We start from the raw sequence: 18,378 nt of genomic DNA on the forward strand, positions 1-18,378 counted from the left end.
AGTTAAAGGTTTACTTAGCCTTTGTATTTGCTCATTACTAATGTGGCATTGGTGCCGCCAAAACCAAAACTGTTAGACATAACCGTATTTAGTTCAACGTCTTTGGCTTCAGTTACAATGTTCAAGCCCGCTGCTTGCTCATCAAGCTCATCAATATTGATAGATGGTGCAACAAAACCATGCTCAAGCATTAGCAATGAAAAGATGGCTTCATGTACACCTGCCGCACCCAGTGCATGGCCTGTCATTGCTTTAGTTGCGCTGATCATTGGCGAGTTACCACCAAATACTTCTTGAATAGCGCCCAGCTCTTTCACATCGCCTACGGGTGTTGACGTACCATGGGTATTCAAGTAATCAATGCTATCAACGTTTTGCATTGCTTGGCGCATACAACGTACTGCGCCCTCACCTGATGGTGCAACCATATCGTAACCATCTGAGGTTGCGCCGTAACCGGTAATTTCAGCATAAATGTGCGCGCCACGTGCAAGTGCGTGTTCTAGCTCTTCAACAACCACAATACCGCCACCGGCTGAAATCACAAAACCATCACGGTTAGCATCGTATGTACGTGATGCTTTTTCAGGTGTGTCGTTATATTTAGTCGAAAGCGCGCCCATAGCGTCAAATTCCATCGCTAGCGTCCAGTGAAGTTCTTCACCCCCACCTGCAAAAATAACGTCTTGCTTGCCTAGTTGAATCTGCTCAACGGCATGGCCAATACAATGCGCAGAGGTTGCACACGCAGAGCTAATTGAATAGTTAACGCCTTTAATTTTAAATGGCGTTGCTAAACAAGCCGAGGTGGTGCTCGCCATAGTACGTGGCACCATGTAAGGGCCAACGCGCTTAACGCCTTTTTCGCGAAGGATATCGGCCGCTTCTACTTGCCACTTTGATGAACCGCCGCCAGAACCCACTAATAAACCAGTGCGCTCGTTTGATACTTGTTCGTCGCTAAGGCCCGCATCTTCAATCGCTTGTGCCATTGAAATATAAGAATAAGCCGCTGCATCACCCATAAAGCGCATTGCTTTGCGGTCAACATGCTCTTTAACATCAATATCAATTTTACCTGATACATTGCTGCGCAATTTGTAATCAGCAAATTCTTGGTTAAAAGCAATACCGCTTTTACCCGCTCTTAGTGACTCTAATACTTCTTCTTTATTATTGCCGATGCTTGATACAACACCGATGCCTGTTATTACGGCTCTTCTCATGGGTAATTCCCTTAGCTTAATACTTAATTGTGTTCTATTTTACGCGAATTTAATCACCTAAGTGGTCAGCTTTCTAGCGTACACTTGTACTCTGAACCTACAGCTTATAAATAACGCCAGACTATTTCAAAGAAAACACGTAAAATAATTAAAAAATTATCTATAAAATTGAATTGGTCATGATAAAAAACGCCCACATACACTTTAATGATTTAGGGACACCGGTTGCTAATGACTTTGATGATGTTTATTTTTCTAATGACGACGGCCTCGCTGAGTCTCATTATGTGTTTTATCAACAAAACAATATAGAGTCACGGTTACAAAATCATGACCGTGAGCACTTTGTTATAGCCGAAACCGGTTTTGGTACAGGGCTTAATTTTTTAAATGCATGGCAGCAGTTTTATGACCACCTGCAATGCCCACAAGTTCAAAGTCAACAGTCTAATAACGTGCAACGACTGCATTTTATTTCTTTTGAAAAATATCCACTTAGCGTAAATGATTTAAAACAAGCCTTGCAAGCTTGGCCTAGTTTAAGTCATTTAAGCGCCCAACTCGTCTCCCACTACCCGATTAATTTAACCGGTTGTCATCGCCTTGAATTTGCCAATGGCCTTGTGGTGCTCGACCTCTACTTTGGTGATGTGCTGGAATGTATTAATAGCATGAGCTACCCACAAAGTGGACTCGTTGACGCATGGTTTTTAGATGGTTTTGCACCGAGTAAAAATCCTGATATGTGGCAGCAAAGTGTATTTAACGCCATGGTTGATATTTCTAGAAGCAACGCCACATTAGCCACGTTTACCGCTGCGGGCTTTGTTCGCCGTGGTTTAATTGAAGCGGGCTTTAGCATGCAAAAAGCCAAAGGCTTTGGCCGAAAACGAGAGATGCTAGTTGGCACACTCGCTCAGGCTAATTCAAAACAATCGGCCCCCGCCTATTTTGAGCATCACTTCTCTCCCCTTACCAATGTGGCTGTTATTGGCGGTGGTATAGCGAGCAGTTGTATTCTTTATAGCCTCGCGAAACGCGGTATACCAAGCCACTTATTTTGCCAAGATAAACAACCGGCCATGGGGGCATCTCACAATGTACAAGGGGCGATATATCCGCATTTACAAGCAAAAAATTCGCCACACAGTGAACTATTTGCCCATAGTTTTTTATACGCAAAGCGGCTTTACAATCAATTACTCAACAATGGCTTTTTGTTTGATCACCAGTGGTGTGGTGTGCTGCAACATGCAGTAAAAAAACCATTGGCAGAGCGTCATCAAAATCTCGCTGATAAACAACTGTGGCCAGAGCAGCTTATGCGAAATGTGACTGCTGATGAGGGTGATGCTATCGCTGGGGTTAAAACAGGTTACTCAGGGGTGTTTTTTGAACAAGGCGGCTGGGTTAATCCCCCCCAGTTAGTCAGTGCTATGTTAGATGCCGCACAGCAATTAAATGAGTTTGAGAGCCTATTTAATTGCCACATTGAGCAACTTAACAAACAACCCGATGGCTGGTACTTAACCACGCAAAAACAAACATTTGGCCCCTTTAGCGATGTGATTATTTGCGCCGGTGAACACAGCGATGCATTTGCGCAAACTAAAACGCTCCCTATTGTTGGCGTACGCGGACAGGTGTCACATGTTCAAGCAAGCACGCAATCACGTAAGCTAAAAACCGTGTTGTGTCACAAGGGGTATTTCACCCCCGCTTATTTAGATCACCATTGTATGGGCGCCACCTTTGAAAAAAACAGTAAAAGCCGTGAAGTGACCGAGCAAGATAATCAAACCAACCGCGAGCAACTGCTGAGCTTTTATAACAACACTGAATTTGCCACCAGCTTAGGCGATATTAGCTCTGCTAAAGCCGCTGTTCGCTGTAGTTTTATTGATCACTTACCTATGGCCGGTGAATGGGTGGAGCAAACTGACTATACACATGCATTTGCTAATTTACGTTTGGGTAAGCGCTATCAATACCAAGCATTAAAAAAACCACAACAGGGCCTGCATATTTTTACCGGCTTTGGCGCGCGAGCATTATGCAGTGCACCGCTATCTGCCGAGCACCTAATTAGTAGTTTAAACAATGAACCTCGCCCACTAAGCGAACGCGTAAGCCAAGCTATTCACCCAGGCCGCTTTATTGTTCGTGACCTTATTCGCAATAAAATTTAAAGGTAATAATACCTACAAAGCCCTTTACTGTAATTACCAAGAACGCAGTGTACGTATTGGCTTATACCACCGTAGCTTTGTAACCGAAGTAAGTATAATGATCGAGTAAAAAGTTCTAAAAAACGCCTTAAAAAATAGCTAATTTTAATACTCAGTTAAGTAATAACTTTTCACTAATATGTTTTTTTTAAATAAGCTCGTTTAAATCCCATTTACTCTTTAAAAATAATTTCCTACCCCAAGGTCTGTTTGTACGAACAATCTTTACACTATATTGAGAAGGAATTAATTATGAGTAAGACTTTAATTATTGGCGCAAGTGGTCAAATTGGTAAAATGGCTACCAAACTACTTTTAGAAAATGAGCAAAATGTTGTTGCACTTGTAAGAGACAAAAGCAAACTGCGTGATTTAGATAGCCCATTTTTAAGTATTGTTGAACAGGATTTAGAAGGTGACTTTTCAAGTGCCATTAATGGCTGCGACCAAGTTATCTTTGCAGCAGGTTCAGGTGGAAGTACAGGCACAGATAAAACCGTACTTATTGATTTGTGGGCAGCGACAAAAGCAGCAACTTATTCTAAAGAGCACGGTGTAAAACACTTTATTATGGTCAGCTCTATTGGTGCAGACGATCCTGATGCGATAGATAGTGACTTAAAGCCTTATCTTGTAGCAAAACATATGGCCGATGAGCATTTAATTCACAGTGGACTCAATTATACAATTGTCCGCCCAGGAACATTAACCGACGAAAGTGCCTCTTTGGAAGTAACAACAGAGCGTCCTAGCGATCAGTCAAAGGCTAAAATTAGCCGCGAAAATGTAGCCAACGCATTGCTTCACGTTGCTACAAACTCATTTAATAGCAATCGTATTTTTGAGTTATTTGAGGGAGACAAACCAATAAAAGCCGCTATTAAGTAAGCATTACACTCACCCCTTGCCATGCAAGCTGCATGGCAAGCAGAGTTAAAATCACTTTAAAAATAACCCTAAAACGTGCCACCGAGAGCCGCTTAAGTAAACGAATCCCTAACCAAGTGCCAATGGCTCCGCTTAAAATCATCGCCAGTGTTAACGGCAACCATTGCCAAAAGCTAAAACCCAGCCCCGCATAAACAACGGCTTTTAAGCTATGCTGCAAGGTCATAATACTTGAAAAAGTCGCGGTAAATTTAAGCTTATCGTAATGATTAATGTGTAAATAACTTGCCACCAGAGGCCCACTTGCTCCCACAAAAGTAGAAATAAATGCCGTAATTAAACCCGCTATTAAACGCCCTAATCGTGAGTCTTTATTAAATTCAGGGATTGTTCCCCACAGTAAATAAATCACAAATAAAGCCACAAACAGCTTCATGCTATCAAGGTTAATATCGCTCACTACTTGGCTCGACAACCCGGCACCAATTAACCCACCCAGAGTAAAATACAACAACATCGGCTTATCAAGATGAGCAATACTTAACAATAATCGATTGGCATTAGAGCCTAACTGCACTAAACCATGAACCGGCACCACCACCGCCATAGGCATAACCGACGCCATTACCACCAACAGCATTAACCCGCCGCCCGCACCAAAAGCGGCCGATACAAACGAAGTAAACCCCGCCAGTACAATGAGTAACAGCGAAATTAAAGGCGAAATGTGTTCAGCTGTAAAAATATCCATATCAAAGCTCGCAGTTAATCATTGGCTCATAATACAAAAAATAGGTAAGTAAGCGACTAGTCTATTAGTTGTAGGGTTCGGGGTCAGCGGTCAGCGGTCAGCGGTCAGCGGTCAGCGGTCAGCGGTCAGCGGTCAGCGCAAGATAAATCAAACTACAATAAATTCAATAATTTTAGCCATAAAAAAACCCGCGACTTGATTGCTCAAGTTGCGGTTTTTTAGGGTTTTTAAACAAACGAATTTAAAAACCGTTATTGGTGAAGCTGGGGGGATTTGCCCCTTGCCCTAAAAGCTTCGATCATATAAATAAAAAATAAAAACAAAAACTTACATTAAAAATATATTATTTACTTATGATATCTACCTAGTTATTGTGAAATCTTTTGTATTTGGGCACTATGTGGGCAACAATCAAATAAATGGATTTTTTATGTTTGAAGCTTTCAACTTAAAACTTAAATTTCAAGATAAAGATATAATAAAAATTAAAGAACTCCTGGATGAGAACACTCAGTTAAAGTCATATTTGAATGAAGAGTTTTATTCCAACCCAAAACTACAGCTTGAAAAATTGAGAGCGCACTTAATAGAGAGTAAAGATGTTTTAGATGGAGATAAAATTATTGGTGATTGGTTTCCATCTGACCATTTCGACATATTTATTTCTCATTCACATAAAGATGAACCCCTTGCAATCATTTTTGCTCTACTTTTAAAAATGGAATGCGGCTTAAACGTATTCATAGACTCTATATATTGGGGTTTTGCTGATAAACTACTCAAAGAAATAGATAATAAGTATGCTTATGATAACACTACTCAAACATACTCCTATGAAACTCGAAATAAAACCACTTCAAATGTATATTTAATGCTCAACGCAGCATTAATTGATGTTATCGATAAATCAGAATGCTTAATTTTCTTCAATTCAGAAAACTCAATTTACCAAGGAGGTGATTCATCTAAATTATATAATTCTGAAAGTTATAGTACTTCACCTTGGCTTATGTCAGAGCTAAATTTTTCGAGCAAAGCCAGAAAAGTATATCCTGAACGTATCTCCTCAACCTCAAGAAAGATACAATTTAACGATTCTTTATCTAAATCAGCAAATGACTCTATTGATATAAAATACAAATTGCCTATGGAACACTTAAACAATTTAAATGAGTCTAAATTCTTAGAGTGGTTCTATTATAGTACTGAAAATAAACTTTCCCCTCATGAAGCATTAAATTATTTATACGAGTTAACTAATTTAGGTTATCAAAATAAGGATTAACACAATGTCCGAAAAATATTTAGAATTTATTCAGCAAATCATCACTAGAATGGCTAATAATTCATTTCTATTAAAAGGATGGTCTCTCACAGTTTCAACAGCTATTGTTGGGCTTGCAACCAAAGGTGAGGGCATAGCTGATGACTTATTTATGCTACTCCCTATAGCTCTTTTTTGGTGCTTAGATTCTTATTATTTATCTCAAGAAAAAGCCTTCAGAGATCTTTATAATAAAGTCATTGCCGAAACAGGAATGACCTCTTATTCATTGGATAATAGTGAGTTTTATAACGGGGTTAGTTCCGTACTATCTAAAGTAGTATCAATAACAATAGCCCCCTTTTATATAGCACAAATAGCTTTTATCTACTTTGGTTTTATATCTTAGGTCCAAATTTAATAGCATCTTCCAAATGACTTGGTGCAAAGTGCGCGTAAACCATGGTTTGCTCAATCTTTGCATGACCAAGTATCTGCTGTAGTACCAAAATATTACCACCGTTCATCATAAAATGACTCGCAAAAGTATGCCGTAGAACATGGCTGCACTGCCCCTTTGGTAAGTTAATATCTGTTTTATTTACTGCCCTTTCAAACGCCTTTCGACAATCTGCGAACAGTGGCCCTGATTTTTTGAGAGCTGATTAAACAACTGCACTCGTTTAACGCATTACTAGTTTAGCTGCTGTTTAATGTTAAACGGGTGAATTAACCTGCCAATACCCTGTTTTCTTAGCGCCAATACGAGTTATCAAGCCTGCGCCTTTCAAAAACTTTACGCGCCTTTCAATAGTGCTTTGAGATTTGCCACATTTTTCAGCAAGTTGTGTATTAGTTATATAAAGGACTTGTTGAATAAACATCAAAATACCTTTATCAAAAAGATAATTTTAAACCATCATTTAATATTTTATTAGTACACCCGAGACTGCAAACAAATCAATTGTTTTAATTAAATTTTAGCCATAAAAAAACCCGCAGCTTGATTGCTCAAGTTGCGGGTTTTTTAGGGTTTTTAAACAAACGAATTTAAAAACCGTTATTGGTGGAGCTGGGGGGATTTGAACCCCCGTCCGAAAAGCCTCGACCGTCGGTACTACATGTTTAGTATTGTCATTTAATTAACCTTTAAATCCCGGACAAACACGGTAGATAAAGGCGAGGCCGCTTAGTTTTAACGCTTCAACCCCGGCCAGGGTTTCCGTCGCGATCAGGTGTTAGGGTGACACTCCAAAATCCAGTCCACAAGAATACATGGAAGGAGCGCTAGCCAGCCTAAGCTGCTAGAGAGTAGTTATCGTCGTTTGCGATTACTTTAAATTGCGGCTTTTTTACGAGGCAAACCGCACCTCGACATGCACCTTGGGCTTCTTGAATTCCGTCGAATCCTAATCAGCCCCTGAATAAGGTTACTCATTCAGAGCGTGCAAGCAGTATAACTGAGTAACCCATCAATACTCAACACCTTAGGCGTTTTATTTTATTGGTTGGTTAATCCTGCATCAAACACACTTTTAAATGTAAAATATTGGATAATTAAGAAACAATTACTTAACAAGCATGATGCTTTATGCTCAAATGTAGGGCTAGACCTTGGTCTAATAGATTATAAAAAATAATAACAGGCATATTACCTAGAGGATTTATAAATGTCGGTTTTTTCTTTTGATGAGCAAACGGGGCATATCTCTTTGCTCTCCCACCCTAATGTCTCAGGTTTAGCCTCAACAGCAACACAGCTTATTGAATTAATTAGGCAGTCAGAATATTGCGAGTGTGACATTATTGCTAGCAATATTGGTAAGTTGTTTGCTCAAAATAACGACGAAGAGACCCCCTCTTTGGTGGTTGCTCAAGCCATTGATGCAAAGCTAACCATTAACATTGATGAAAAAAATATGCTTGTTGAAGCTACCCTTATTACTGCTAAGGGCGGTAAATTACTTAACATGGAACAAGCAATTGACGTGTTAGCTCAGGCAGGCATTGTAAAAGGTATTAGCTCTCATGCATTAGAACAGTTATTGGCACAACAATTTGAACAACCCTCAGGAAGCACGCATTGCGCTGAAGTCGCTTTTGGTCGCGCGCCTAAAGTGGGTAACGATGCCAAATTTGTGCGTCTTTGCTGCACAGCGCAAGACCGCGTACTTAGCCCGCAAGCTAAGGGCGGTGGTAAAGTCGATATGAGAAACCTAGGTGATATTATTACTGTAAAACCTGGGTGTGAACTAATGCGGCGTATTCCAGCAACATCGGGAGTTGATGGCTTTACTGTGTTTGGAGATGTGCTAACTGCAATCCCTGGCAAAGAGCATAAATTACAACCTTTTGACGGTACTAAAATTGCGCCCGATAACCCCAACTTACTAATTGCCGACTGTACTGGTGTACCGGTTGCCCTTCCCCGTGGTATGCGTGTTGATGATGTTTTATGTTTTCATAATATTGACCCAAGTACCGGCCATGTTGAATTTGATGGCAGTATTATAGTCAGTGGTGATATAAAAGATGGCATGCGCGTGACTGCTACCGGCGATATTACTGTTTTAGGTTTTGTTGAATCGGCGCAGTTAAAAAGTAATAACGCCATCACAATAGTAAAGGGGGCAATTGGCAGAAAACGAGAAGCCGATGAGCCATTCACCTGTTCTATTTTTGCTAAACGAACCGTTGCACTTGGTTACTCTCAATACTGTGACATAAAAACGGAGCAAAACTTATTAATAGAACGCCAATCATTACATTGTGACTTGAGTGCTGGAAATTTAATTAGGGTTGGCAGCGCAAAAGATCCTAAAGGGAAAATTATTGGTGGTCATATTCTAGACGCAATGCGCATTGAAACAGGTGAATTGGGCGCACCAGCAGGAACTAGAACCCGTGTTTGCATCGCACAGCGATGGTATGTGCTAAAACAAAAACAAGCGCAAATCACTGACTTTGAAAAAGTTTTAATCAGTAAGTCAATTGAACTACAGCAAGCGCGCCAGCGAATTAATAAACAAGTTGCAAGCGCACAGCGTCAGCAGTTTTTGAATAAAATAACAACGAATGAAGAACACATAGCAAACCGAAGCGCCAGTATCAGTCAGCAAAAGCAGTTGCTAAGAAAGAAAATGGCGCAGCTTTTAGCGCTCAGTCGTTTGAAAGTTAATGAGCTTATGCACCCCGGGGTGGAGCTTAAAATTGCACGAGAATCAATTAGCTTTTCGCGTAATTATCCACCACATTTAATCACTCACAGTGAAGGTAAAATAACGCAATCGTTTTAATAACACATATTAAGACTGGCTCAGCCCACACAGTGAAGGTAAAATAACGCAATCGTTTTAATAACACATATTAAGACTGGCTCAGCCCACACAGTGAACACTCATTAATATGAGCTGAGTTTATGCTAATCTTGGTTGCTTACTTCGTCTTCGTTTTGTTGTGTTTCATCTATAGCAAGTGGCCAACCACCTAGTTGCTGCCAACGATTAACAATTAAACAATATAATTCAGCGGTGCGTTCTGTATCGTATAACGCAGAGTGTGCTTGTTTGTTATCAAACTCTATTCCTGCCGCGCGGCACGCTTTAGCCAATACTGTTTGCCCTAATGCCAAGCCTGCAAGTGATGTGGTATCAAAACTAACAAACGGATGAAATGGTGTGCGCTTAATATTATTACGCTCAATAGCCGCATTTAAAAAGCCATGATCAAAAGCAGCATTATGAGCAACCACCACTGAGCGCTGGCACCCTGCAGCTTTTTGCGCTTTGCGCACTACTTTACAAATTTCTTTAATCGCCTCTTCTTCAGGGACTGCCCCTCGCAGTGCTGAAAAAGGCTCAATACCATTAAACTCAATGGCGGCTTGTTCAATGTTTGCGCCCTCAAACGGTTGCACATGAAAATGAACAGTATGATCTATGCTAAGCAATCCCTCGTCATCCATTTTTAAAACGGATGCTGCAATTTCTAGTAGTGCGTCGGTTTCTTTGTTAAAACCGGCGGTTTCAACATCAATAACCACAGGAAAAAAGCCACGAAAGCGTTGTGCGAAAAGTGTTTGCTCAGTATTTGCCATAGTATTCTTGGTTTATAGGGATTAGCTGTCTATTATGTCAAAATTGGTGGCCTGTCGGCTAGGGGATTTATTGATTAATTACAGTTAAACTATAGGCATGTTACTTGCTTTGTAATTAGCGTTTGCGCTGAATTATTTACTGTTGCGTAATATTTTACGGTTTTTGTCACTTTTTTGGCAAAGCTAGATAACTGGAGAATTCTCAATGAAGTGTAAGTTGTTATTTATTAGCCTAAGCATTAGTAGTGTGCTGTGTAGTTTGAATACAACTGCGGCAATGCGCCAGTACACGGCTAACCAAGATAATTCAAACTGGAACTTGGTTAAAACAACTCGCTTACAATGCCAATTAAATCATGAAGTTCCCTACTATGGTGAAGCCGTTTTTAAAGCATCAGCCAGTAAAAACAAAGATCTCACCTTTAATTTAGACATGGTTGTGCGCCCAGAAGATTACGCGATTGCCGGTTTGAAAGCGGTGCCACCTAGCTGGCGAGCAGGCCGCCCTGCCCGTGATATTGCTGATATGAAATTACTTAAAAAGTTTGATGGTGAACTAGGTAATAAAACAGCGTGGGAAATGCTAACTGAACTTGAAAAAGGCAACCAACCTACCTTTTACTATCAAGACTGGCAAAATAGTGCCGACAAAATTGCCGTGGGAATATCTAATATCAACTTTAAACAAGCTTATTGGGCGTTTTTACAATGTCGCGACGAATTACTGCCATATAATTTTGAAGATATTTCGTTCACTATAATGAACTACGAATCCAATAGCAGTAAATTAACCAAATCATCTCAGCAACGCCTTGATAAAATTGCTGAGTATTTAAAAAACGACCCGAGTATAGAATCAATTAGTATTGCATCGTACACCGATAGTTATGGCGGTCGCTGGAATAACCTCGATTTATCAAGAAAGCGTGCTAAGGAGATTAAAGATTACATGGTTGGCTTAGGCGTTGATGAAGCTAAAGTGGTTACTGAAGGCTTTGGTGAAAAACGCTTTGTAGATACTAATGACAATATTTTAGGCCGTGATAAAAACCGCCGCTTAGTGATTCAAATCGCTAAAATGTAAATTGTCGTATTCCTTTTCGACCGACGGTGTAATGGATAACGCTTTCGGTCAATACATACCATTTTTGTGATGCCTATTTTATACATAGCAAACAACCTCCCTTTTAATTATTAACATTTAGCTTTTTATTTTTTCATTTATATTAATAAGTTAAATTTCCTTTTTTTGATGATTTTGGCTTTTTTAATACAGTTGTAAATAGAAGATTACATTTTATTTTGTCTCTTTTATGACAAAACTATTTAAGTTTTACACAACTAGTTATATCTTGCGTGTCTCTCACGTTTGATCAGGATCATTAAGTGCTTAAAAATAAAACAATAGGTAGCATGTTAATTGTTGCAGGAACCACCATAGGTGCAGGTATGCTTGCCCTGCCTATCGCCTCTGCAGGGCTTGGATTTAATACCGCGATGGTATTAATTATCGGTTGTTGGTTACTTATGACCTACACCGCTTTACTTATGTTGGAACTACATCAATACGCCCCTCGCGACGCCACCTTAAATACCTTGGCTAAGCTTTGGCTAGGTAAGCGCGGTCAGTATGTGGCTAACTTTTCAATGATATTTTTATTTTATGCGTTATGCGCGGCCTACATAGCAGGTGGCGGAGCCCAGCTACAAGAACGTATAAACACTGGTTTTAACTTAAGTATTGCCCCACAGTTAGGCTCCGTTATTTTAGCGGTGGTGATTGCAGGTGTTGTCACTTTAGGCACCAGCAAGGTAGATAAGCTTAATAGAGTGCTGTTTAGTATAAAAATAGTGGTATTGGGTAGCTTATTTTATATGCTTACGCCTTATGTGCATGGCCAGCACTTACTTGAAATGCCGGTTGAGCAAGGGCTGATACTTTCGGCTATTCCGGTGGTATTTACCTCTTTTGGCTTTCATGGCTCTATTCCTTCTATTGTTAAATACGTTGGCCTTGACATAAAAACCTTACGCAAAGTTATGATTGCAGGCGCCTCTTTACCACTGGTTATTTATGTATTTTGGCAAGTATTAAGCCAAGGCATAATGAGCCAAGATCAATTACTACAAAGCGAAGGGTTAACTGGGTTTGTAGCCAGTGTGGCAAATATTGCTAACAACACGAGCGTTTCTACAGCGGTTAAGCTTTTTGCTGATTTAGCGCTGGCAACGTCATTTTTAGGGGTAAGCTTGGGGTTATTTGACTTTTTTGCCGACACATTCAAAAAAGCAGATACGGGCGCAGATAGAATAAAAACCGCATTTATTACCTTTATTCCTCCTCTTGGGTTTGCCTTATTTTATCCGCAAGGGTTTATTATGGCATTAGGTTATGCCGCCATTGCATTGGTGATATTGGCTGTATTTTTGCCGGTGAGTATGGTGTACAAACAGCGTCAAGGCGTTGAAAAAAGCGGTTATAAAGTACGAAGCGGTAATATTGGTTTAGCCATAGCCGCTTTGTGTGGCATTTCAATTATTAGTGCGCAATGCCTGCAAATGGCAGGGCTAATACCTGCAATAGGTTAATACCCAATAATAAGTAATACTCTATTGGCAATCCCCCCAAACAAGAGTTTGGGGGGATTGCCATGCAAACGCTAACGTTAAAACACGATTGCTTTTCCTCTACCGCTTTGCTCTGACGCCGCATCTAATTTGCCATTATGATTAATAATCACATGCATATCACCAAAGTGGCGTTCGTCCACTGTGTAACCCATTTTTATAAGCTGTTGTTTTACTGATGGCTCCAAGCCGGCATGTGCTCTGATAACATTTTTTGGCCATAACTGATGATGAAAACGCGGGCTATTTACCACATCATCGGCGCTCATATTAAATTCAATCGCGTTGACTATCGATTGATACACCGAGCTAATAATAGTAGTGCCACCTGGCGACCCTGTTACCATTTTCACCTGATTATTACTGAGTAAAATAGTGGGGGTCATAGAGCTGAGCATACGTTTATGCGGCTGAATTTCATTTGCTTTGCCGCCAATGGCACCAAATACATTCATAACCCCGGGTTTAGCGCTAAAGTCATCCATTTCATCGTTTAAAATAAAGCCTGCGCCTTCTACCACCACACCACTACCAAAGCCTAAATTAATGGTGGTGGTATTAGCTACAGCGTTACCCATGTTATCGACAATGGAAAAGTGAGTGGTTTGCTCGCTTTCTTTTAAACCAGGTTTAATATTTTCGGTGGTTGAAATAGCCTTTAAATCAATACTGTTACTACGGTTTTTAAGATAGTTTTCTGCAAGTAGTTTTGCTGTAGGTACTTGGTAAAAATCAGGATCGCCTAAGTATTCTGCTCTATCGGCAAATACTCGCTTACCTATTTCAGCCAATAAATGCACATACCCTACTGAATTATGTTGTTGTGCGGACGTTGGTTTTTTAAGCTCATACATTTTCAGCCACTGCAATATAGCAATGCCGCCTGAACTTGGTGGCGGTGAAGTAAGCACTTGGTAGCCATTCCAGTTCGCTTTTATAGGAGTCCGCGATTTAGCACGATAACGTTTTAAGTCATCTTGGTTAATGATCCCGCCATGTTGGTGCATAAATTTTGTAATAATTGCGGCAGTTTCACCTTGATAAAAGCCATCTTGACCATCATCGCGAATGCGTTTGAGTGTGGCAGCTAGCTCTGGTTGTTTAAAAAGCGCACCTGCCGTAGCTGTAGCAAAATAACTGGCAAAGTTTACTTTAATATTTTTATTATTTAGATGCGCTATATAGTCCTCAATCAGCTGAGCCAACTTTTCAGGCACAACAAAGCCCTGCTCTGCTAATGTTACCGCAGGTTGCACTAACGCTTTCCACGGTAACGTACCATGCTTTTTATGGGCTAACCACATCCCTGCGACACTGCCAGGCACGCCACTAGCGTGTATGCCGTAAATAGATTTATTTTCAATTACTTGCCCTTGCTCATCTAAATACATATCGCGATGCGCGGCACTGGGCGCGGTTTCGCGGTAATCTATAAAATCACCTTTTCCATCTTTATGGATAAGCATAAACCCACCGCCACCAATATTACCCGCTTCGGGGAGCGTAACGGCTAATACAAACTGAGCAGCAATAGCTGCATCAATCGCGTTGCCGCCTTGCTCTAACACGGCTTTTGCAGCGTGCGCACTAAATGTGTCGGGCATCGCCACCGCACTTTGTTTAGCCGCTACATTAAAAAAGCCTACTTGTATTATTAAGACACTGCTAATAATTAGCTTGCGTGGTGAAAAAAGTGATCCCATCCCATATCCTTAGGTTATTTTTATACATTGATGGCAAACATTAATGCACAGTAACAAACACTAGGTCAATATTTATACGCCACATTTAAAGAGCTTAGGATTGTTGTTAGATTATCCACATGACTTTGAATAAAGTACGGCTGTTAAATTTGAGCCATCCTCTGTATGAATATAATAATGTTTAAGCTGCATACCGAGTTTTTTCATAACATTAATTGAGCCAACATTTGAGGTCAGTGCTGTAGCGCTAATTGCCTTTACTTGGCGTTGTTTTTCAAGCTCTGAACAAATAGCGCCTGCCGCTTCGATAGCATACCCTTTGCCCCAACTCGCTTGCTTAAACCGCCAGCCCACTTCAATATCACTAAAATCAGGCGTATCTGAAAAAAAGCCCATCGGCCGAACAAGCACCCATCCTATAAAGGTATTGCTTTCACGCAAGGTTACTTGCCATAACCCCCACCCTTGTTGCTCGTTACGATAAGCAAGCATTCTAGGAATACTGACTGTTTTTATCTCTTCAAGCGAAGTGGGTTTACCTTGTGTTAAATACTGCATAACGGCTGGGTCTTGATCGAGCTCGTATAATTGCGGCCAATCATGTTCGTCCATTAATTTAAAACTTAATCGTGTTGTTACAGCTATGTTCATTTTCATTGTTGTATAGTTACCCCTGAAATATAATTTTCTCTAAAGGAGATAGTAAATGAAGAAATTAGCAGGTTTAGCTTTATTAGGCACTTTAATTACGTTAACTGGCTGTGAAGATGCCAACGAAGTAAAACAAGATGCAAAAGAAACAAGCGCTCAAGTGAAAGAAAAGCTTGATGAAACTTGGAATGAAGTAAAGGAAAAAACCAATGAGCTTAAAAATGATGAATCATTAAATGAGCTACTTGAAGAGAGTAAAGAAATGGGCTTAGACATGTACGACGACGGCAAAGAAGTAGCTGTTGATGCATGGATTAAAAGCAAAGAAGCGGCTGGCGAGCTGACTGAAAAAACCAAGCAAAAAGCACGTGAAATTGCCGCAGAAATTGAGCAGGCACGTAAAGAACATAAAGAAGGTTAATTATTTTTAACCATAAAAAAAGGTAAGCCATGGCTTACCTTTTTTGTTTTACTTTTAAAGTAAAATATAGATTATAGTTCAAAGTCTTTTTTGAATTTTAAACCAAACTCACTACGATCATTACTGCGCATAACGCCAACAAAGCCAGTTTGCTGTAGACGTCCTACATCGTAAACTTCGTTTAATACGTTTTCGCCATATAACGTCACTTCCATATCACCGTATGGGTTAGTGTAAGAAATATTAAAGCCTACTAGCTCACGCGAATCAATCGTTTCACTCTTATTGAAAACTGATTGACCTTGCATTTCACTGCGGTATGAGTAATTTGCATTCAATGCAACTGTGCCACCATTACTTAAATCTACAAAGTAAGAAGGCGCAACCATCACTGTCCAACGCGGAGTCAATGCTGGTGAATCACCTTTACCAATACCTTGTACGCCCTCGGCGACTTCGGTAATCTCTGAGTCTAAATAACCTACCGCACTGCGAATAGTAAAGTCATCAGTTATTGCAATTGTGGTTTCAAGTTCAATACCTTGCGCTTTAGACTGACCTGCATTCTCAACGATAGTGACAAAGCCACCGCCAGCAGTTGGGTCTGAAAATGGTAGTGCTAAGTCAGTGTAGTCGGTAACAAACATCGCAAGCATCATAGACACATTTTCATGTACTTGGCCTTTTAAACCAATTTCGTAGTTAACTGCTTTGGTTTCATCAAACGATACAAACTGATCTGGACCACCAAATGGGCGCGGCGGGAAACCACCTGTTTGATAGCCTTTTTGTACTTGGCCGTACACATTCATATTATTGCTAAGCTGATATGAAGCATTAATATCCCATGTCACTGCATTAAAGTCTGCACTAATGTATTTACGCTCTGAAAAGCTTGGGAAAATCGCATTCGCGTCTTTTTTATCTTCTGAGTAACGAAGACCACCGCCAATTGTTAAATCATCTGTTAAATCGTAACTACCGTTAATGTAAGCTGCGTATGAATTTGTTTCTTGATTGATTTCAAAAAGTCCAAAGCCACCAAATGACGGAGTAACTCCATCATTTAACAGACCATTTGGCGTGTTAAACGGGCTAAATACAAAATCTTCTGAGCGAGTAAAACCATCTTCATTAAAGAAGTATAGACCCGATACAAAGTCCATTTTATCAAACGTTGCGTTTAACTGAACTTCAAAAGAGTATTGATCTGCACCGCCTACTTCTGGGAACTCAGATAAGTTAAGTGGTGATGCATCATCATCTAAGCCGCCTTCATACTCAGAAGTGCGGTAGCTTGAAATAAACTTAGTTGTATACGTGTTATTAATTGCCCAATCAGCGGTAAATGACGTACCCCAACCTGAATATGAGGTTGATTCAATACCGGCAACTGTTGTGCCTAAATCATCTGGATTCGATGGAATTAAGTCTTCAGTTAATAATGGGAAATCGCCATTGAATACATCATTTGAATCTAATGAATCTGTTAGTTCAATAGTATAAGGTGATTGACCTGATTCATTATCAACCCCATCTAATGAGAAAGTAAACGCTAAGTCGCTGGTGGCTTCGTATTTAAGCGCGATACGACCACTAAACTCTTGCTCTTCACCAATTTCTTTTTCAGGGTTAGCTAAATTTACCGCCGTACCTACACCGTCACGTTGTTTGTATGACGCACTGGCTGACATGCTTAAATCATTGGTTAGTGCATTATTAAAGTAAATATCGCCAGCAATACGCCCACGGCTACCCACTTTAGCAGTTGTCGTTAAAATACCTTCATCACCAGGCTGCTTAGTTATTACGTTTACTGCACCACCTAATGTATTACGGCCATAAAGCGTGCCTTGTGGTCCACGTAAAACTTCAACTCGCTCAACATTAGGAAGCGATAAGTTAGACCCCATTTGGCGACCTAGGTAAACGCCATCTAGGTAAACACCTACACCGGGATCGGTTGTTATAATGTGATCTTGTAAACCAATGCCGCGAATAAATACAGAAGCATGTGCCGCGTTACCAACACCATAACGAGTAATGTTTAAGTTAGGAACGTATTTGCCAATGTCTTCTAAGTTACCCATATTGGCTTTATCAATAAGGTTAGCGCCTATTGATGTAATTGCAGTTGGAGATTCGAACAAGCTCTCGGTACGTTTACGTGCTGTAACTTCAATTTTTTCAAACGCGTCTTGTTTGGCAGTGGTTTTAGCTTCTTGTGCATTTACGGAAGTTGTTAGGGCTGCAATAACCGCTAAACTTAACTGTGAGAGGGTGCGTAATTTCAAGGTTTTCTCCAAAGGGTATTAATTTAATTATGCGTTATATGTTGTATAAACATAAACTGTAGGCATAAAAAAAGATGCTTAGATGCATCTTTCCTCTGGGAGTGTATTGTATTACATAAAAGTTACAAAATGTATATTTAACTTTAGTTTATACAAAAAAATTAATTTTCAGTTTTTAATCTGAACTAATTATCTCAATAATGACGCAACTTTGGTTTTAAATTAAGA

General features: G+C 40.1%; 15 protein-coding genes, 1 other RNA gene and 1 pseudogene. 8 read left to right on the forward strand and 9 right to left on the reverse strand.

Annotated features, from left to right (window positions below):
- Window positions 1-14: 14 nt before the first annotated feature.
- The gene (fabB, locus tag N523_RS0114290) at window positions 15-1,226 is read right to left on the reverse strand and encodes a beta-ketoacyl-ACP synthase I (protein WP_013465470.1); all 1,212 of its coding nucleotides are present in this window, start codon (window positions 1,224-1,226) and stop codon (window positions 15-17) included.
- Window positions 1,227-1,405: 179 nt separating this feature from the next.
- Between fabB and mnmC the strand changes: the two genes are divergently transcribed.
- Complete coding sequence (gene mnmC / locus N523_RS0114295; protein WP_028834028.1) at window positions 1,406-3,415, forward strand: bifunctional tRNA (5-methylaminomethyl-2-thiouridine)(34)-methyltransferase MnmD/FAD-dependent 5-carboxymethylaminomethyl-2-thiouridine(34) oxidoreductase MnmC; 2,010 nt, start codon at window positions 1,406-1,408, stop codon at window positions 3,413-3,415.
- Between the two features lie 291 nt (window positions 3,416-3,706).
- The gene (locus N523_RS0114300; protein WP_028834027.1) at window positions 3,707-4,342 is read left to right on the forward strand and encodes an NAD(P)-binding oxidoreductase; all 636 of its coding nucleotides are present in this window, start codon (window positions 3,707-3,709) and stop codon (window positions 4,340-4,342) included.
- Here the strand turns inward: N523_RS0114300 and N523_RS0114305 are convergent.
- Complete coding sequence (locus N523_RS0114305) at window positions 4,335-5,093, reverse strand: sulfite exporter TauE/SafE family protein (protein ID WP_028834026.1); 759 nt, start codon at window positions 5,091-5,093, stop codon at window positions 4,335-4,337. The genes N523_RS0114300 and N523_RS0114305 overlap by 8 nt on opposite strands.
- A 430-nt stretch (window positions 5,094-5,523) precedes the next feature.
- On the opposite strand from N523_RS0114305, the gene N523_RS19100 reads away from it, so the two are divergent.
- Both N523_RS19100 and N523_RS0114315 read left to right on the forward strand, forming a co-directional pair.
- Window positions 5,524-6,378 carry a toll/interleukin-1 receptor domain-containing protein gene (locus N523_RS19100; RefSeq protein ID WP_051440329.1) on the forward strand — a complete coding sequence of 285 codons (855 nt, stop codon included), beginning with the start codon at window positions 5,524-5,526 and terminating at the stop codon, window positions 6,376-6,378.
- A gap of 4 nt (window positions 6,379-6,382) precedes the next feature.
- Window positions 6,383-6,766, forward strand: coding sequence for a hypothetical protein (locus N523_RS0114315; protein ID WP_028834025.1), 384 nt, complete (start codon window positions 6,383-6,385; stop codon window positions 6,764-6,766).
- Here the strand turns inward: N523_RS0114315 and N523_RS0114320 are convergent.
- The 3 genes and pseudogenes from N523_RS0114320 to ssrA form a co-directional block, all read right to left on the reverse strand.
- A pseudogene (locus tag N523_RS0114320) lies at window positions 6,756-7,007 on the reverse strand (tyrosine-type recombinase/integrase); the annotation flags it as partial. The gene N523_RS0114315 and the pseudogene N523_RS0114320 sit on opposite strands and share 11 nt — an antisense overlap.
- Window positions 7,008-7,073: 66 nt before the next feature.
- Window positions 7,074-7,241: a winged helix-turn-helix domain-containing protein gene (locus tag N523_RS19410; RefSeq protein ID WP_081745131.1), complete on the reverse strand. Its 168-nt coding sequence runs from the start codon at window positions 7,239-7,241 to the stop codon at window positions 7,074-7,076.
- Between the two features lie 180 nt (window positions 7,242-7,421).
- Window positions 7,422-7,778, reverse strand: a transfer-messenger RNA (tmRNA) gene (gene ssrA / locus N523_RS19415).
- A gap of 249 nt (window positions 7,779-8,027) precedes the next feature.
- On the opposite strand from ssrA, the gene N523_RS0114330 reads away from it, so the two are divergent.
- Window positions 8,028-9,653: a DUF342 domain-containing protein gene (locus tag N523_RS0114330; protein WP_028834023.1), complete on the forward strand. Its 1,626-nt coding sequence runs from the start codon at window positions 8,028-8,030 to the stop codon at window positions 9,651-9,653.
- 125 nt (window positions 9,654-9,778) lie between these two features.
- Here the strand turns inward: N523_RS0114330 and rnt are convergent, their stop codons facing one another.
- Entirely contained in the window at window positions 9,779-10,453 is a 675-nt protein-coding gene (gene rnt / locus N523_RS0114335) for a ribonuclease T (protein WP_013465481.1), read from the reverse strand.
- Between the two features lie 205 nt (window positions 10,454-10,658).
- Between rnt and N523_RS0114340 the strand changes: the two genes are divergently transcribed.
- The gene (locus N523_RS0114340) at window positions 10,659-11,537 is read left to right on the forward strand and encodes a flagellar protein MotY (protein WP_028834022.1); all 879 of its coding nucleotides are present in this window, start codon (window positions 10,659-10,661) and stop codon (window positions 11,535-11,537) included.
- 302 nt (window positions 11,538-11,839) lie between these two features.
- Window positions 11,840-13,042, forward strand: a complete 1,203-nt coding sequence (locus N523_RS0114345) for an aromatic amino acid transport family protein (RefSeq protein ID WP_028834021.1) — start codon at window positions 11,840-11,842, stop codon at window positions 13,040-13,042.
- A gap of 77 nt (window positions 13,043-13,119) precedes the next feature.
- On the opposite strand, the gene ggt is transcribed toward N523_RS0114345, so the two are convergent.
- Together ggt and N523_RS0114355 are read right to left on the reverse strand one after the other, a co-directional pair.
- Window positions 13,120-14,784, reverse strand: a complete 1,665-nt coding sequence (gene ggt / locus N523_RS0114350) for a gamma-glutamyltransferase (RefSeq protein ID WP_028834020.1) — start codon at window positions 14,782-14,784, stop codon at window positions 13,120-13,122.
- 111 nt (window positions 14,785-14,895) lie between these two features.
- Window positions 14,896-15,441, reverse strand: a complete 546-nt coding sequence (locus N523_RS0114355) for a GNAT family N-acetyltransferase (RefSeq protein WP_028834019.1) — start codon at window positions 15,439-15,441, stop codon at window positions 14,896-14,898.
- A gap of 49 nt (window positions 15,442-15,490) precedes the next feature.
- On the opposite strand from N523_RS0114355, the gene N523_RS0114360 reads away from it, so the two are divergent.
- Window positions 15,491-15,856, forward strand: a complete 366-nt coding sequence (locus tag N523_RS0114360; protein WP_013465487.1) for a hypothetical protein — start codon at window positions 15,491-15,493, stop codon at window positions 15,854-15,856.
- Window positions 15,857-15,927: 71 nt separating this feature from the next.
- Here the strand turns inward: N523_RS0114360 and N523_RS0114365 are convergent, their stop codons facing one another.
- Window positions 15,928-18,150: a TonB-dependent receptor gene (locus tag N523_RS0114365; protein WP_028834018.1), complete on the reverse strand. Its 2,223-nt coding sequence runs from the start codon at window positions 18,148-18,150 to the stop codon at window positions 15,928-15,930.
- Window positions 18,151-18,378: the final 228 nt, after the last annotated feature.

This window comes from Pseudoalteromonas sp. 23_GOM-1509m (genome assembly GCF_000518425.1).
In the GTDB taxonomy this organism is placed as follows: domain Bacteria; phylum Pseudomonadota; class Gammaproteobacteria; order Enterobacterales; family Alteromonadaceae; genus Pseudoalteromonas; species Pseudoalteromonas tetraodonis.

Bases quoted from the DNA above. Each gene is read 5' to 3' on its own strand.
- fabB (WP_013465470.1), bottom strand. From the start codon at position 1,226: ATGAGAAGAGCCGTAATAACAGGCATCGGTGTTGTATCAAGCATCGGC.
- mnmC (WP_028834028.1), top strand. From the start codon at position 1,406: ATGATAAAAAACGCCCACATACACTTTAATGATTTAGGGACACCGGTT.
- N523_RS0114300 (WP_028834027.1), top strand. From the start codon at position 3,707: ATGAGTAAGACTTTAATTATTGGCGCAAGTGGTCAAATTGGTAAAATG.
- N523_RS0114305 (WP_028834026.1), bottom strand. From the start codon at position 5,093: ATGGATATTTTTACAGCTGAACACATTTCGCCTTTAATTTCGCTGTTA.
- N523_RS19100 (WP_051440329.1), top strand. From the start codon at position 5,524: ATGTTTGAAGCTTTCAACTTAAAACTTAAATTTCAAGATAAAGATATA.
- N523_RS0114315 (WP_028834025.1), top strand. From the start codon at position 6,383: ATGTCCGAAAAATATTTAGAATTTATTCAGCAAATCATCACTAGAATG.
- N523_RS19410 (WP_081745131.1), bottom strand. From the start codon at position 7,241: ATGTTTATTCAACAAGTCCTTTATATAACTAATACACAACTTGCTGAA.
- N523_RS0114330 (WP_028834023.1), top strand. From the start codon at position 8,028: ATGTCGGTTTTTTCTTTTGATGAGCAAACGGGGCATATCTCTTTGCTC.
- rnt (WP_013465481.1), bottom strand. From the start codon at position 10,453: ATGGCAAATACTGAGCAAACACTTTTCGCACAACGCTTTCGTGGCTTT.
- N523_RS0114340 (WP_028834022.1), top strand. From the start codon at position 10,659: ATGAAGTGTAAGTTGTTATTTATTAGCCTAAGCATTAGTAGTGTGCTG.
- ggt (WP_028834020.1), bottom strand. From the start codon at position 14,784: ATGGGATCACTTTTTTCACCACGCAAGCTAATTATTAGCAGTGTCTTA.
- N523_RS0114355 (WP_028834019.1), bottom strand. From the start codon at position 15,441: ATGAAAATGAACATAGCTGTAACAACACGATTAAGTTTTAAATTAATG.
- N523_RS0114360 (WP_013465487.1), top strand. From the start codon at position 15,491: ATGAAGAAATTAGCAGGTTTAGCTTTATTAGGCACTTTAATTACGTTA.